This is a genomic window from Streptosporangium nondiastaticum (assembly GCF_003011965.1).
GTDB classification, from domain to species: Bacteria; Actinomycetota; Actinomycetes; order Streptomycetales; family Streptomycetaceae; genus Streptomyces; species Streptomyces nondiastaticus.
The window spans coordinates 199,039-214,118 of the sequence record NZ_PXWG01000002.1 but is presented as its reverse complement, the minus strand read 5'-3'; the positions used below and the strand labels follow the sequence as shown (position 1 = coordinate 214,118).

The 15,080-nt window shown below is 68.5% G+C and carries 14 protein-coding genes; 11 read left to right on the top strand and 3 right to left on the bottom strand.

Going from position 1 to position 15,080, the window contains the following annotated elements; translation table 11 throughout:
• Both B7P34_RS02565 and B7P34_RS02560 read right to left on the bottom strand, forming a co-directional pair.
• Positions 1-671, bottom strand: a 671-nt coding sequence (locus tag B7P34_RS02565; protein WP_106674095.1) for a M48 family metalloprotease, incomplete at its 3' end; no start/stop codon positions are given.
• On the bottom strand, positions 668-1,039 hold the full coding sequence (locus B7P34_RS02560) for a BlaI/MecI/CopY family transcriptional regulator (RefSeq protein WP_106674094.1): 372 nt from the start codon (positions 1,037-1,039) through the stop codon (positions 668-670). The genes B7P34_RS02560 and B7P34_RS02565, both read right to left, overlap by 4 nt.
• A 115-nt stretch (positions 1,040-1,154) precedes the next feature.
• Between B7P34_RS02560 and B7P34_RS02555 the strand changes: the two genes are divergently transcribed.
• From B7P34_RS02555 to B7P34_RS02540, 4 genes are read left to right on the top strand one after another with little or no spacing between them, the layout of a single operon-like run.
• The gene (locus B7P34_RS02555) at positions 1,155-1,832 is read left to right on the top strand and encodes a DedA family protein (protein WP_189382392.1); all 678 of its coding nucleotides are present in this window, start codon (positions 1,155-1,157) and stop codon (positions 1,830-1,832) included.
• Positions 1,829-2,518, top strand: a complete 690-nt coding sequence (locus B7P34_RS02550) for a phosphatase PAP2 family protein (protein WP_106674092.1) — start codon at positions 1,829-1,831, stop codon at positions 2,516-2,518. The genes B7P34_RS02555 and B7P34_RS02550 overlap by 4 nt, the downstream gene beginning before the upstream one ends.
• A gap of 9 nt (positions 2,519-2,527) precedes the next feature.
• On the top strand, positions 2,528-3,190 hold the full coding sequence (locus B7P34_RS02545; RefSeq protein WP_106674091.1) for a response regulator transcription factor: 663 nt from the start codon (positions 2,528-2,530) through the stop codon (positions 3,188-3,190).
• The gene (locus B7P34_RS02540) at positions 3,187-4,560 is read left to right on the top strand and encodes a sensor histidine kinase (RefSeq protein ID WP_106674090.1); all 1,374 of its coding nucleotides are present in this window, start codon (positions 3,187-3,189) and stop codon (positions 4,558-4,560) included. The genes B7P34_RS02545 and B7P34_RS02540 overlap by 4 nt, the downstream gene beginning before the upstream one ends.
• Here B7P34_RS02540 and B7P34_RS02535 read toward each other — a convergent pair.
• A complete protein-coding gene (locus B7P34_RS02535) occupies positions 4,541-5,383 on the bottom strand; it encodes a COG4705 family protein (RefSeq protein ID WP_106674089.1) in 843 nt (280 codons plus the stop codon). The two genes, B7P34_RS02540 and B7P34_RS02535, sit on opposite strands and share 20 nt — an antisense overlap.
• A 90-nt stretch (positions 5,384-5,473) precedes the next feature.
• Here B7P34_RS02535 and B7P34_RS38200 point away from each other — a divergent pair, with 90 nt between their 5' ends.
• From B7P34_RS38200 to B7P34_RS02505, 7 genes are all read left to right on the top strand, one after another.
• On the top strand, positions 5,474-6,193 hold the full coding sequence (locus tag B7P34_RS38200; RefSeq protein ID WP_223267413.1) for a hypothetical protein: 720 nt from the start codon (positions 5,474-5,476) through the stop codon (positions 6,191-6,193).
• A gap of 549 nt (positions 6,194-6,742) precedes the next feature.
• Positions 6,743-6,901, top strand: a complete 159-nt coding sequence (locus B7P34_RS37185; RefSeq protein ID WP_189382390.1) for a hypothetical protein — start codon at positions 6,743-6,745, stop codon at positions 6,899-6,901.
• A gap of 917 nt (positions 6,902-7,818) precedes the next feature.
• Positions 7,819-8,895: an aromatic ring-hydroxylating oxygenase subunit alpha gene (locus B7P34_RS02525; protein WP_106674088.1), complete on the top strand. Its 1,077-nt coding sequence runs from the start codon at positions 7,819-7,821 to the stop codon at positions 8,893-8,895.
• 1,340 nt (positions 8,896-10,235) lie between these two features.
• Positions 10,236-11,279 (top strand): terpene synthase family protein, encoded by a 1,044-nt coding sequence (locus B7P34_RS02520; protein WP_146166714.1) that lies wholly within the window; start codon positions 10,236-10,238, stop codon positions 11,277-11,279.
• On the top strand, positions 11,276-11,995 hold the full coding sequence (locus B7P34_RS02515; RefSeq protein WP_106674086.1) for a hypothetical protein: 720 nt from the start codon (positions 11,276-11,278) through the stop codon (positions 11,993-11,995). The genes B7P34_RS02520 and B7P34_RS02515 overlap by 4 nt, the downstream gene beginning before the upstream one ends.
• 39 nt (positions 11,996-12,034) lie before the next feature.
• The gene (uppS, locus tag B7P34_RS02510) at positions 12,035-12,811 is read left to right on the top strand and encodes a polyprenyl diphosphate synthase (RefSeq protein WP_106674085.1); all 777 of its coding nucleotides are present in this window, start codon (positions 12,035-12,037) and stop codon (positions 12,809-12,811) included.
• Between the two features lie 44 nt (positions 12,812-12,855).
• Complete coding sequence (locus B7P34_RS02505) at positions 12,856-14,220, top strand: cytochrome P450 (protein WP_189382388.1); 1,365 nt, start codon at positions 12,856-12,858, stop codon at positions 14,218-14,220.
• Positions 14,221-15,080: the final 860 nt, after the last annotated feature.

Sequence of the window (15,080 nt, the reverse complement as noted above, 5' to 3'; positions counted from 1 at the left end):
GCGGCCAGGCGCCGGTCGCCGACGGCGGCGGCAGCGGCTTCGTCGGCGGCGCGCTCGGCGGCGTACCGGGTCGCGTCACGGACGGCGCGCAGGGCCGGGTGGCAGTGCGCGGCCAGCTCGGCGGCAGCGAGGAAGAGGTGATGGCGGTAGGCGTTGTGGGCGCGCTCGTGAGCGAAGAGGACCTCGCGCTCGGCCGCGTCGAGGCTGCGGATCATCGCGGTGGTGATCACGATGCGGCCGGGCCTGCCGGGCAGGGCGTAGGCGTCCGGGTGCGGCGAGTCGACGACGCACAGGTCCCCCGCCACCGGTCGGCGGCGGACCTGTGCGTGGGCGGCCCGCAGCGTCCTGGCCTGGCGGAGGGCGGAGCGGGTCAGCACCCAGACTCCGATGGCGATCAGGCCGACCGCGGCGGCGGCCGACGGCACGGCGACGGCGTCCCAAGGGGTGCGCAGGGGGTGCACGAGCTCCCCGAGCGATGCGAAGACGGGCAGTTTCAGCAGGCCCGTGACGACCAGGGCGCCCAGGGCGATCACCGAGCCGCCGGCCAGCGCGAGCGCGGCGAGGGTCAGCACCCACACCGCGGGGGCGGGGGCGAGCCGCCGCGCGGTGCGCTCCGCCAGTGCCGGCGCGATGAAGGGCAGCAGGAGGGGGAGCAGGAGGAGGGCGGTCATCGGTCTTCCGGTTCCAGGAGGTCCCTCAGGAGCTGCTCGTCGTCGGGGCTGAGCCGGGCCACGAAGCGGGCCAGGACGGTTTCGCGGTCGGCGTCCCGTTCGAGTTCGCTGTGCATGCGCAGGGCCGTGAGGCCGGGAGCGTCCTGGACGGGGAAGTAGGCGTAGCCGCGACCCTGTCGCCTGCGTCCCGCTATGCCCTTTTCGTATAGGCGCGTCAAGGTCGTGGTCACGGTCGTGCGAGCCGGGTCGTGGGGGAGGGCCGCCTGGACCTCGGCCGGGGTCAGGGGGGTGCCGGCGGCCCACAGGACGGCCAGGACGCCGGCCTCGAGCTCGCCCGCCGGCCGCCGTTCGTCCTTCGCGTTCGTCATGGGAACGTCCTTCACTCCGCCGTCGTCTACACACCAGTAGACCGTCTATATGCTTGTAGTCAGTCGGGGTGCCGCGCAGGCCGCCCGCTCCCTCATTATGAAAGGGCACGCGACGATGTCCGCACCCCTGTTCGCGACGGCGTCTCCGCTCGCCGTCAACGTCCTGGACGCCCAGTCGCTTCTCGGAGCCTTCGGAGTGCTCGGAGTCGGCGTGGTGCTGTTCGCCGAGACGGGCCTGCTGGTCGGCTTCTTCCTGCCCGGTGACTCCCTGCTCTTCACCGCAGGCCTGCTGTGCACCGGCTCGTCGGCCACCGGCGTGCACCTGTCGCTGGCACCCCTGCTGATCATGGCCGTCGCCGGGACACTGGCAGGCTCGCAGTGCGGCTACCTGATCGGCAGGAAAGCCGGTGGCGCCCTGCTCGCCCGCAGTCGCTCCGCCCGGCTCCACGAGGGAGCGCAGCGAGCGGAGGAGCTGCTGGGCCGGTACGGATTCGCCAAGGCGATCGTGCTGGCCCGGTTCGTGCCCATCGTGCGCACCGTCCTCAACCCCATGGCCGGGGCCCTGGGGGTCCCGGCGCGTTCGTTCACGCTCTGGCAGGTGATCGGCGGCGTGCTGTGGACAGTGGGCCTGACCCTGGGTGGCTACGCGCTGGGCTCGTCCATCCCCAACGTCGATCAGTACCTCCTTCCCCTCGTCGCGCTGATCGTCGCCGTGTCGTTGTCGCCGCTCCTGGTCGAGATCCTGCGCTCGCGCCGCGCCGCGGCCGGGCGGCGAAGCGGCACGGACGCGTGACCGGGCGCCGCACAGCGGCAGGCCTTGCGGCCCTGGCCTGCTTCGCGGTCCTGGCCGCGATCGTCACCGTACAAAGCGGTGCCCCTCTGCCCGGGGACAGCGCCCTGCTCTCCTGGGCCGTCGGACACCGTCCGGCCACGGCTGTGAGCGCGATACGGACGCTGACCGATACCGGGACAGGTGCGGTCCCCTACGTCCTGGCGGCCCTGGCGGGTGTCATCGCGGGGTGCACGAGGCGCCAGAAGGTGTACGCGGCCGCCGCGAGCCTGCTGTGCCTGGGCGCGGGGCAGCTCCTGCGGCGGGCGGTGCTGTACCTGATCGGCCGGCCGCGCCCGCCGGCCGGGGAGTGGGCGACGCACGCGTCGGGCTGGTCGTTCCCCTCCGGCCACGCCACTACGGCGGCCCTCACGGCCGCGCTGCTGATCACGGCCGTCCTGCTGCGTTCGCCCCCTGGCCGCTTCCTCATCGCGACGGTGATCGGCTGCTGGGGCGTCGCGGTCGGACTGACGCGCGTCTACCTCGGGGTCCACTGGTTCAGCGACGTCGTCGGCGGCTGGCTCTTCGCCCTCGCCTGGTACGCGGCGTGCGCCGTGGCGGCCACCCGGTGGCTCCCTCTGGTCAGCACCCCTGTGCACAAGGACAGTCCGGAACCGGGGCACGATGCGCAGCCCCGCACGAGTGCGTGAAGGAGACAGGTGCGGCACACCATCCTGGTCGTGGAGGACGACCACGGCCTGCGGGACGTGCTGGTGCGCGGCCTGCGCGACGAGGGATTTACGACCCTGGCCGCGCAGGACGGTGCCGCCGCCCTGCGCCTGGCCCGTGATGCCGTCGACGCGGTGGTCCTGGACGTCGGGCTGCCTGACGCCGACGGGCGGGATGTGTGCCAGGCGATGAGGGCGAACGGCTTCCAGGCACCCGTCCTCTTCCTGACGGCCCACCACCGGCTCACCGACCGTCTAGGCGGCTTCTCCGCCGGCGGCGACGACTACCTGCCCAAGCCGTTCCACCTCGCGGAACTGGCGGCCCGTCTGCGGGCGGCACTCAAGCGAGCAGGGCGGGCGGCACCGGCACGAGCGGGAGACCTGGCCCTGGACCCGGCCCGCTTCACGGCCGGAGTGGCCGGCCGCGACGTCGCCCTCACGCCGACCGAGTTCCGTCTGCTGGCCACGCTCATGGCTGCCCACGGGATCATCGTGGGCAGGCGTGAGCTGGTCCGGGCGGGCTGGCCGGAAGGCGCCCACGTCAGCGACAACACCCTCGACCAGTACCTGAGCCGGCTGCGGCGCAAACTACGACAGGCGGGCAGCGACCTGACGATTCACACCTCGAGGGGAATCGGGCACCGGCTGGCATGACGGCATTCCCGCGGGCCCTGTGGCCCCGCACCCTGCGCGGCCGTCTGTCACTGGTGGCCCTGGCGACGGCGACCTTGGTGATGGTGGTCCTCACCGTGCTCTTCAACGTCGTCGCCCGTACCCACCTGCAGCGACAGGCCGACGACGAACTGCGCACCCGTGCAGAGGCCGTGGCCACCACCGTGGACACCGACCACGACCCCGTACGCGTACGCGAGACGGCCGACGACGCACTGCTCGACACCAACGTATGGATCTACGCCGGCCCCCACCTACTCGAACACCCCGCCTCCACCCCGCCCGACGGTGCCCTCGCCAAAGCCGCCGCCCGGCTTGCCGCGCACAGCGACCGGCGGTGCGCCACCGTCGAAGGCAACGGCTCCCTCCGCCTGTGTTCCCGGCCCGTCAAAGACCTCGACCCTCACGCCGCGCCCCGTGCCGTCGTCGTCACGGCCCTGGATCTCTCCCCCTACCGGGCATCGGCGGACACGATGCTCCTCGCTTCCCTCGCCCTGGGCACTGCTGTCCTCGCCTGCACCTACGTTCTCACCCGTCTCGCGGTCGGGCGGGCACTGCACCCGGTGCGGATCATGACCGACCAGGCCACCCGGTGGAGCGCCGTCGCCTCCGACGAACGCTTCGGCTATACCCGACGACCCGACGAGCTGGCGCGGCTGGGAGCCTCCCTGGACGCCCTGCTGGACCGCATCCGCGCGGTGCTGCGGCACGAACAGCAGCTGACCGCGGAGCTGTCGCACGAGCTGCGCAACCCTCTCGCCCGTATCACCGCCGAACTGGACTGGTGGCAGGCCAGGCCGCGCTCGGCCGAGGAAACCCGGGCCACGCACGCCGGACTCGCCGACGCCGCCCAGTGCATGCGGACCATCTGCGACACCCTCCTCGACGACGCACGCGACAGTGCCCGGGCCATCCCCGGCACCACCGCCGTCCTGCCCACCCTGCGCCACCTCACCGCCGCAGCCCCCGCCGACAGCACGGTCACGGTAACGGTCAGCTGCCCGCAAACGCTGACGGCGGGCGTTGACGCCGCCCTGCTGGAACGGATCATCAGCCCACTCCTCGACAACGCCTTGCGCTACGCCCGCTCCCACGTCCTTCTCCGTGCCGGGCAGCTCCCTGACGGCAGCGTGCGCGTCGAGATCGCCGACGACGGCCCCGGCGTCCCGGACTCCTTCGGCGATCAGATCTTCCAGCCGGGCCGCCGTGCCGATCCCGGTGACGGGCACAGGGGAGCGGGCCTCGGGCTGCCGCTCGCGCGGCGCCTGGCCCGCTCGGTCGGCGGCGACGTGTGCCACGACGCCCGGCACGAGCCGGGCGCCGCCTTCCTGGTCAGCCTGCCCTCGGCGTGAGCCGCTCCCGGTCGGTCACGTCCCGGCGCGTCACCGTCAAGAACACCACCAGGCCGACGATGACGGCCAGGAACAGCCCGCTGGTGACGACCGTACCCAGCCCCAGACCGCCGTCCGCGGCCGGCTGGGACAGGTAGTCGCCGACCGAGGCGCCGAGCGGGCGGGTCAGGACGTAGGCGATCCAGAAGCTCCACACCGCATTCAGGCCCAGCGCGAAGTGCGCCAACGCGACGGCGGCGATCACCGCGGCGAACAGTACGGCGGAGAGCCAGTACCCGAGATCCATGCGCTCGGCGACCAGGTCACCGGCCGCGGTGCCGAGAGCGAAGGTGCACAGCACCGCCAGCCAGTAGAAGCCCTCCCGCCGGACGCTGTCGACATGATGGATGGACAACGTCCGCTCACTGCGGTACCAGAGGGCGAACACCCCGACGAGCACGACGGCGAACGCGCCGGTGCTGACCTGGAGCGGCACCCCCAGGTTGTCGGTCAGGTTGTCGGTGATCAGCGTGCCGACAACGCTGACCAGGGCCACGACGTGCCAGTACACATCGGGACGGTAGGCGCGGGCCCGGAACTGGGCCACCAGCGCCACCACCAACAGCGCGCTCATCAGCAACGACACACCGGTCAGCCCCAGACCGACCCGGCCGTTGAGCAGATCGGCAGCGGTCTCACCGACCGTCGTGCACAACACCTTGATCACCCAGAAGTACAGAGTGATTTCGGGGACCTTGTTCCACCGCGGACGACGGCCCGCACCCGTGCCATCAGCATCGCGTGTATCCGCCACCGCGGCCGTTTCGGAGATCTCAGGGGTCATGACGCCCGACTCTGCCACCGCCAACCTGAACGCATCCTGACCACGTCCACGAAGTGCCCCTCGCAGCGGCGGCACCCGAACCTGATCGCCATGAGCCATGCCGCATCAATCACCCACCCCCTCCCCGGTGGCCCGCCCGACAGGGTGGCTGCGCCGACACTTCAAGTACCGATACGCGACCTGGGCTGCCTGCTGCGGCGGCCCCTGGCCCTCCTCGCCGGCCTCGCCCTGCACCTGATCGCCCCGCTCCTGGTCGTCCCCGCCGTCGCACTCGCACCGCGCGGCTCGCCCAACACCGATGGTGGCAGCGGCATCGTCACCGCCGTGATCATGATCGTCGCGATGCCCGTGGCAGCCGGTGCCACGGTCTGGACCGGCAAGGGAGATGCCGACCAGCCCGTCATGGTGGGGCTCGTGCTCGCCTCCACTCTGCTCAGTCCTTTCACCATCCCCCTGGCCATGGGCGCCCTCTCCCCACTGCTGGGTGGCAACTACGCGGGAACGCTGGACCGGGCGGCCCACAGCCCCGGCTTCGCACTCACCACGGTCCTGCATCCCGGCGGCGCCGGACACCGCTCGGCAACCACCCGCGTCAAACTCCCCGACGGCACCACCTTCACCCTACCTGCGTCAGTGGCAACGGGCGGAGCGGGCGGTCGTGGCGGGTCAGCTGATTTTTTGAGTCCGCTGGGCGCAAGCTCGGGTGGCAACGGAGACACCGGCGAAACCTCACACGAGAACGGCTCACGGGGATACACCGGATCAGCGGGTGCCAAGGGCGGGGACGGGCTGATCCTCGTCGCCTGGTGACCTGCCGGTCCATGCCGCCGAAAGCGCCGGCGCATCACCGCCGGCGCTACCCCACCCACGACCTGCGACTGTAAATTCCCCATCAGACCCCCTGCACCCGCAGCAGTACGTCACGAGGCCCGGCTACCACGATCACCGGCTACGAAAATCTTGGAAGAGCCAATAGAACGGTGTAACTCCGATCATGGGGGATCACCTGTACGACCAGCGAGAACATGGCCGAGGCGGCAACGGGAACGGTGGCTACGGAGACGGCACTGTCGGCGGGGATGGACGAGCGGTTCATCGAGGAGCTTGTCGCCCGGGCTCAGGCCGACGCTGCAGCTGACCGGTGAGGGCCGGCTGTTGCAGCAGCTGACGAAGCGGCGCGGCGAAGACCGCACCCGAAACGAGGAAGCCATCCGGGCTGCCATGGACCGGTTGCTGCGCGGCGAGCTGCCGCCCGGCGGACGCTGCGACCTCAAGACCTGGCGGCGGAGGCCGAGGTGATGAGAACCGCCCTCTACTCCAAGCGCAACCGGGGTACGGCCGGGCGTCGTCGTTGTCGCGGTGCCGCACCGCGCCGGCCGGGAAGTGGACGCCGTGTGTGCCGAGGCGGGGGTCGAGCTGATGGTCACCGTCCAGCGCCGCTGCCACCCCGTCTACGCGGCCATGTTCACCCTGCCGCGTCCTCACCGACATCTCGGCCGTCGCATCACCGGAGGCTGAGTACGACGCCGAGGACACCGCCCTCGTGCACCTCGCCCACGATCGCGGGCCGTCCGGGGCGCTGCCCGTCTCCCGCTCGGCCGGGCCGAAGACCGAGCACCAGGCCACCACCGGCCCCCACGGCACGCTCACCCTCGACCGCGGCGTCGTGCGCGCGCCTCCTCGACCTGGCCGGACAGTTCGTCGAGTCGCTGCTGTACGAGCCGGCCTGGCCCTGCCCGCCCGCCGCGCTGATCGGCCGCTTGTGCCGCGTCCTCAACGGCACCGCCACCAACCCCTCGGGCCCGGCCGAGCACCTGCCGCACGGCGCGTTCCTGGCCGCCGCCTACGTCTCCGCCGCCACCAACCGCCCTGCCGCCCCAAGGAGTACCTGGCGTGAACGGCTCCACGTCGGACCTGCCCGGCGGCGCCCCGGCAATCACGGCTCTGAGCCCGCCCGATCACGCTCGGCCATGCTCAGGCAGTGTGTAGAGGCAGGCGACGTGGCGGAGGAAGAGTGTGCCGAGTGGTGCACAACGGGGGTATCCGCGAACCCGGGTCGTACACCGATGCTTCCTCGGACCAGTAATGCGCCCTGGTCGTAAGCATTCTGACTGGTTGACAGTGTGACTAGCTACCTGTTAGCTGCGGACCTACTGGCATCACGCAGCCGGGCTGAATCCCACACACCTCCCTTTGATCCCTCGTCCGGACACTTGAGGACTGTGGTCCGAGCACAGGACCAGCCTCGGGCAACGCGATTCCGTACATCGTTTCTCAGCGACACGGGCTCGGACGCCGACAGCGTCACTGCATCCGTTGTCAGTGCTCACCGCCGTACGGTCCTCAACTTCAACCGACCTTGAAGCGTGAACGGATGGCTTCCGAACAACCTCTTCATGAGACGTCCAGGGGCCTATCGCAAATGAGGGCGACAGATGCGCACTTCTCCCTACGACCCGCACCGCCCGATCCTTCTTCCGTTCCCTGACGGCTGGTTCGGTGTCGCGTTCAGCTCCGAACTCAAGCCCGGCCAGGTGTTGCGCAGGCGACTGGCCGGAGAGGACGTGGTGCTCTACCGGACACGCGGTGGCCGGCTTCGAGGCATCGAGCCCTACTGCCCCCATCTTGGTGCCCACCTGGGAGTCGGAGGGAGGGTCGAGAATGAGGACCTGGTCTGTCCGTTCCATGGGTTCGCCTTCGACCCCAGCGGGGCATGCGTCCGCACCGGCTATGGGACCGCTCCGCCGGCCAGGGCGCGCCTGGTGCAGCGGCACATTCACGAGGCGAGCGGGATGATCTGGGTGTGGCGCCACGCCGAGGGGGCCCCGCCGTCCTGGAACTTTCCCGAAGGGCCGGGCGAGGAGCACTCCACGTACCCCTGCAGCAGCTTCCATCTCCTGCGGACCTACCCACAGGAGATGCTGGAGAACATCGTCGATCTGGGACACTTCGGTCCGCTGCACGGCTATTCCGGGGTCCGGATCGGCGATGTCCCACCCGTCTTCGACGGCGACACGTTCCGGGCCCACTTCATCGCTGAGCGCGCATTCCCTCTCTTGGGCGTGCTGACAGTGGACCTCAGGTTCCGGGTCTATGGTCTCGGATGTGTGCACTTCGCGGTGGAGATCCCCCGGGTCGGTGTCCGGATGCTGGTCGTGGCCGGCTTCACCCCCCGCAACCCGGGAGAAACCGAGATGCGCATGGCCGCCTACTACCAGAAGCCGGGCTTGAAGGTCGTTTCGTCGCCGCGTGTACGGGCCGCGCTGCAAAGCGTCGTCGAGTCCACCAGCCGAGTGCTCCTGCCACAGGTGTTCCGCTGGTTCGAACGTGAGATACGCCAGGACCAGCCCATCTTCGAGACCAAGACGTACCTGGAGCGGGCTCGGCCGGCCCAGGGAGACGGCCCCATCATGCCCTATCGCCGATGGGCCTCCCAGTTCTACACCCCGCCCCTCCGGAGTGCCGCGGCCGAGGGGCCGTTCCGGCACCGGCTGGACGCGGATGAGGCGTGAGACGATCTCGTTGTGGGGGCCGTGGGATGAACGCCGCTGTCCCGGCCCGCCGGACGACCGCGGGCGGACATCGGGTTTTCTCCGGTGGCGCGGACGCATAGCGGCGCATCGCTGAACACGTCCGTCCCGCAGCCCCTGCTCGACAACATGGTCCGTGATCTGGGCTCTGCCCTCGTTGGCCGGAGTGGCAATGGGACGGGGGCTCGTGGGTATGGCCTTGCTCGCCCTTCTGAGCCCCAACGGCGCCTGGGGCCGTGCATGACCGGGTCGGCAAGAGCCGGCGGCTCTCCTCTCGCAAGTTCCGCCCCGCTTGCTGGGTGAGGCACGCGGACCTTAAGGCAACGGAGCTCTTCGGAGAGAGGGGAACCGGCCACCCAGGGTTGGCGGAGAAGCCGCGCTCCCAGCGGAGGCGTGTGGCCTGGTTCTGACTCGCTGAGCGGTATGGCAGGTGGAGTTGGCAGCGTTTGTGCCGGGCGTGGCTGTCGTGGACTCTACGGGGTGGGATCTTTTGTCGTTGTGGGGCAGGAGGGGAGGGCGCTTATTATGCGGTGCCTGGTTGTGGCCGCTCTGGACTATTTGGGCGGGCCGTGCGCCGGAGGTACTGGGATGCGCGGGGAGCGCGGCGGATGCTTCAGCAAGAGGGTTTCACGCCCTTATCATGGTCGCCGAACTGGTTGAAATTGCAGGTAGTCGCCTTCCCAAGGTGAGCACCTCCGGGAAATCTGCCTGTATTGGACTGGGCATCCGTCCGGAAAGGCTCGCTTGTCGAGTTCCTTGATGTGGCATCCGAGGTCGTTCCGCTGGCCTGATCGCCGTTGGTGTGCTTGTTCTGGTTGAGCAAGGTGGCAACTCGTGAGTGCTTCCGTCGCATTTCGTCCCGATGATTTTCCGCCGCTGCTTGGAGAGGTTTCCAGCCCAGTGGCGGCAAGGGGGTTGTCCCAAAAGCAGCTCGTAGCGCCGACGGGCGATCCGCGGGTTTCTGATCGAGACGGTGGCTGCGACGGGCGGGCACCCGGGACCGAGCCCAGGGGATGGTGGAGCCGACGATCACGTTGCACCGCGGCTTCTGCTTCGCCAGTCCGCCCGCTCAACGGTGAGCAGGAGCGTGCGGTGGCGGCGGCCATCGGCCACGGGGCCATGACCGGTGGCATGGCCCGGGAAGTGCCGAAAGCCCCCTCAAGTGGTTTGCGACCCGCGGCTGAAGCGACATCGAGACCGTCAACGCGGCTGGGGATCCATCACCTTCTCCCCCCCGATAGGCACCCGTCTTCCCTGAACGGGCTCCGGCAGGAAAATCGGCAGTTTCGTTGCCACGACTCTCTGGAGGCACGATGGAGCCCATGGCACAGTTACCGGTTGACGGGCGGGTCACCTTTCGCATTCCGGAGGTTCCGCTCATCACGCCCGCCAAGGGTCATCATCTGGCTGAAGAGATCGAACGCGACAACCAACAGTACATTCGAGCTCACCTGGCACCTCTGTACCACGACGTTGACGAGTTCGAAGACTTCGTCAGCGAAGAGCATGCCGGGTTTGTCGCATGGTGCTATCCGACGGCGAAAGACGACCGGATCGCGATCATCGCGGAGTGGACCAGCGCTTGGCTTGCTTACGACGACGTCTTTTCGCACGGCAGTAAGGCAGGCGCCTCACCGAGCAGGATGCGCGCGATGGCGGACAAACTGATGGCGGCGCTCCGCGGCCCGGATGTGATGGAATGCCCTGCGTTCCTGCGGCCGGCTGTCGACGTGATGCGCAGGATGGCGCAGGGCATGTCACCGCAGCTGAGGGACCGCTATCTCGACACCACCCAGGGGTACCTCGAAGGAACCGTCAAGGAAGTGGGGTTCCGCGCGCGACGCGAGATGCCCGGCTGGCAGGAATACCTGGACATGCATATCCTCGCCGGAGCAACCTGGGTCCTGGATACGGTCGAATACGGCCAAGGCTTCGACCTCACCTATGAACTTTCGGCAAGCAGCGAACTCCGGGAGGCCCGGCGTATCGCCGCCGAAGGCGTTGTGATGGTCAATGACCTCTTCTCGTTCAGGAAAGAGTACTCCACCGGAGATCACTCGAACATCGTCTCGTCGTTCATGGCCGGTGAGAATCTGAGCCTGCAGGGTTCCATCGACCGATTGTGCGATCTCATCCAGGACGTCGAACGCCGCTTCATCCTCAAGCAGGCGGAAGTCCTGGCAGGACCGCTGGGAGACCGGGCGGACGTCCGCGCTCACCTCGAAGCGCTGGGCTACCTGCTGCCCGGAAACATGGAATGGTCGCTCCGGACTCCGAGGTATCAGGGGGCGGGATACGTGTACGACGGCAAACGCTCCCTGGAAGTGACCCTGGATCCCAAGGCATCTCAACAGGGGGAGTCGTGACAACGAACACGCGCCGCCCGCAGACCGCGCGCGTCTACCTGCGCTGGGCCGCTGTGGCAGGCCTCGTGCCGCTGCCGCTGTCCGTGCTGTTCATTTCCATCGGAGCCGTCCCCTGGCCGGAGTCCGGCCAGGACGGGCAGGCGTATCTGGAGTATGTCCTCCACAACCATGTCGGTGAGATCCAGACCATCTGCTGGATGGTCATCATGGTCGCGCTCATGGTGTGGGCCATCGCGCTCGCCATGTTCTACATCCACCGCTCGGGAGGGCCGACGGCGAGTGCCCTGGCCATTCTGCTGGGTACGACGGCCTACGCGATTGCCGGCGGAGTTGCCGGTGCCTTGTTCAACGGCGTCGTGCTGTACGCCCGTGGCAATCCGTCGTTCGGCAGCGACCCGGCCGACTTCAGGGTGATCGCATTCGGCTGGGAGAACCTCGGCATGATGTTCGGCATGGGAAGCGTCCTGTGGGTGCTGGCCTTCGCCGGCGTCGCCGCCGCCAACCGGGCCACACCGATCCTTCCCCGCGCACTCGCCGAATGGTGCGGCATCGCGATCGCCGTCATCAGCGTGGGCAGCCTTGGTTTCTGCTTCGCCTACCGGGGCCCCTGGTCGTACGGCAGCATCGGTCACACCCTCCTGGTCATGGCTCCGCAATTTGCGTGGCTGGCAGCTGTCAGCGTGGCCTTGTTCAAGGCCGCGCGCAGGGCTCAGTAGGCGTTCCTGAAGGGCGTGGGACCGTGAGGTCGAGGTGCAATGGCTGAACCTACTTCTTCCGCACGCGGTGACCGGCACGATGCGCTGCCGTGCAAGCGGACCGGCACGATCCCGCGCCATGTGGCAGTGATCCTCGACGGGAACAGGCGCTGGGCGGTCGCCCGTGGTCTTCCTTCCGAGGCGGGCTACCGGGAGGGTGCCCGCAGGGTCGGAGAGCTCTTTGACTGGTGTGCCGAGACCGGGGTTGCCTACGCGACCGTGTGGGCGTTGTCCTTGGCGAACCTCTGCCGGGAGCCGGACGAGGTCGCGTCGCTGCTCGGCGTCATCACAGCGACCCTGCGTGATGTGGCCGAACGACGCCCCTACCGCATCCTGCCGATCGGTGCGCTCGACGGACTACCAGATCACGTGCAGCAGGCCCTCGCCGGCATCGCGGCGTTCACCGCGGCGGAGCGCGGCCTGCACGCGAACGTGGCCTTGGCCTACGACGGCCGGGAGGACATCATCCAGGCAATCCGGCACCTCGTGGCAGAGGCGGCGAGTAAAGGCCAAAAATTCTCCACCGGAGGGATATCGCGGCAGAACCTGGAAGCTTCTGAGGAAGTCGTAGCCCGGCATTTGTACACCGGCGGCCAGCCCGACCCTGATCTGGTCATCCGCACCTCGGGCGAACAGCGGATGTCCGGCTTCATGCCGTGGCAGACCGCGTACGCAGAATATTACTTCTGCCCCAAACTCTGGCCCGACTTCACCCGAGGCGACTTTGACCAGGCACTGGCAGACTTCGCCGCTCGAGAACGTCGGTTCGGTATCTGAGAAGGAAACACCGGCCGATCTTCATGTATCGGAAGGCGACCACCATGTCCGAATCCCGTGCTCTGCGGACAGCACCCGGAGCGCTTCCCCTCCTGGGGCACTCGGTCAAACTGATCCGCGATCCACTGGGTTTTCTGGAGTCCTTGCCCGCGCACGGGGGCCTGGTAGAGATCAGGCTCGGCCCGGTGCCGGGGTACGTGGTGTGTCATCCCGCGCTGTGCCATCAGGTCCTCGTGGACGATCAGACCTTCGACAAAGGTGGTCCTGTGATCGACGCGGTCCGGGAACTCGTCGGCGACGGCCTGGGCACCTGTGCGCACACCGCTCACCGCCGCCAGCGCCGCTTGACCCAGCCCGCTTTCCATCGCCGCCGGTTCCCGGGCTATACGGCGGTGATGGCCGACGAGGTCGACAGCATGACGCGATCCTGGCGCGAGGGCGAGCGCGTCGAGCTGTTCGAGCAGTTGCAGAGGCTGACACTGCGCGTGGTCACCAGGGCGCTGTTCGGCTCCACGCAGTCGCCGGACCAAGTGAGGCGGATCAGCAACGATATGGCCGTCGCCGTCGGCAGCCTCATCTGGCGCATCGTTCTTCCCCGAACGTTCAGGGTGTTGCCCGTTCCAGCGAATCGTCGCTACACGGAGGCACTCGCCCGGGTGCACACGTTCATCGACCAGATGATCACGGACTACCGTCATGGCGGCGTCGACCATGGCGATCTGCTGTCCATGCTGCTGGCTTCCCGTGACGACGACGGGCGGGGCTTGTCAGACGCCGAGGTCCATGACCAGGTCATCACCTTCTTCGTCGCCGGGTCCGAGACCGTTGCCGCAGCACTGAGCTGGACGATACACCTCCTCGGCCGGCACCCCGAGATCGAACACCAAGCGGCGGCCGAAGCCCAAGCCGTACTCTCCGGCCACACCGCGAGCTGGGAGGACCTACCGAGGCTGCCAATCATCCAGCGCATCGTCACCGAAACCCTGCGCCTGTATCCGCCAGTGTGGATCATGACCCGCGTAGTGACCGCGGACACCGAACTGGGCGGCTGTGCCATCTCCGCGGGCAGCATCATCGTCATCAGCCCGTACGTGCTGCACCGCAACAGCGACATCTTCGCCGAACCGCACCGGTTCGACCCCGGCCGATGGCTTGGGCAGGGGACGAATCTCCGGCCCAACACGGGATACGTGCCCTTCGGCGGCGGCGCTCGCAAATGCATCGGAGAAGCCTTCAGCCTCACCGAGACCGTCCTCGTACTGGCCTCGATCCTGAACCGCTGGAACCTACGGCCTGTCCCCGGTATCCGGGTCCGTCTGCGTCCTGCCCCCACCCTTGTCCCCCGATCTCTGGCGATGCTGCCCATCAGCCGGAATGACAGGAAGAGGACCGAAGGGGGCGGGTGGTGATGCCGTTTGCGGCCTTGTGCGTGCCAAATCGCCGGCATTGGCACCGCGGCAGTCCGCACGATCCGCGTCCTGACCGTCAGCAGCAGTCCGCCGGCCCGAGCGGCAGGTGGCCGCCGCGGCACTGGCCGACCGGCCCTCCACATCGTGGAGTCCCACCACGAAGCGGCAGAGGGCGGTGACCAAGGGCAAGGGGCGAGCCCACTGTATCCGCCACCTCAAGTGGCGCGACCAGGACGAAGGACGCTCCGTCCCCATGCCGGCCACCATCACCACCAAGATCCGCGACCACCTGAAGCTGCACGGAACGTTCCGCGTCGAGGACGGTGTGAACCGGATCGCAGGGGACTACCTGTTCTCCAACGTCGGACGGACCAACATCCTCATGTACTCCCTGGTGACGACAGCGCCGGCGAGAGCCAGGCGGATCACCAGCTGGTGGAGCTCCTCGATCTCGGCCCGCTTCCCGGCCCGGCCGTCGGCGGCGTTCGGCACCGCCTCCGACAGCAAAGACGTGGCGGCCTGCGCCCTCCCACCAGTGCCAGGCCGGGATTCTCCGTGCCTGCCCGCGAACAGAGAAGCACGCCGCCTTCGGGCGAAGACAGAGTCCCCATGCGAGTTGGTCCGGGCGTGCCGGTCGGGCTCTTTTCCTCGGAGAGCGGCGTGTGCTTCGACCTCTCCGGAGCAACCGAAGAGGAACCGGCGTTCGCGCCCGAGAACCTCACCACCTCGACGGCCACGGTCTTCAAGGACTTGGGTTGCGCAGGTGACGAATGCCGCCAACCTAGACGTGGCAGAGAAGGGTGCGTAATCTCCTAGAGATTACGTTCCGTCACTACCCTTGACTACCGCCGGAGCGCATG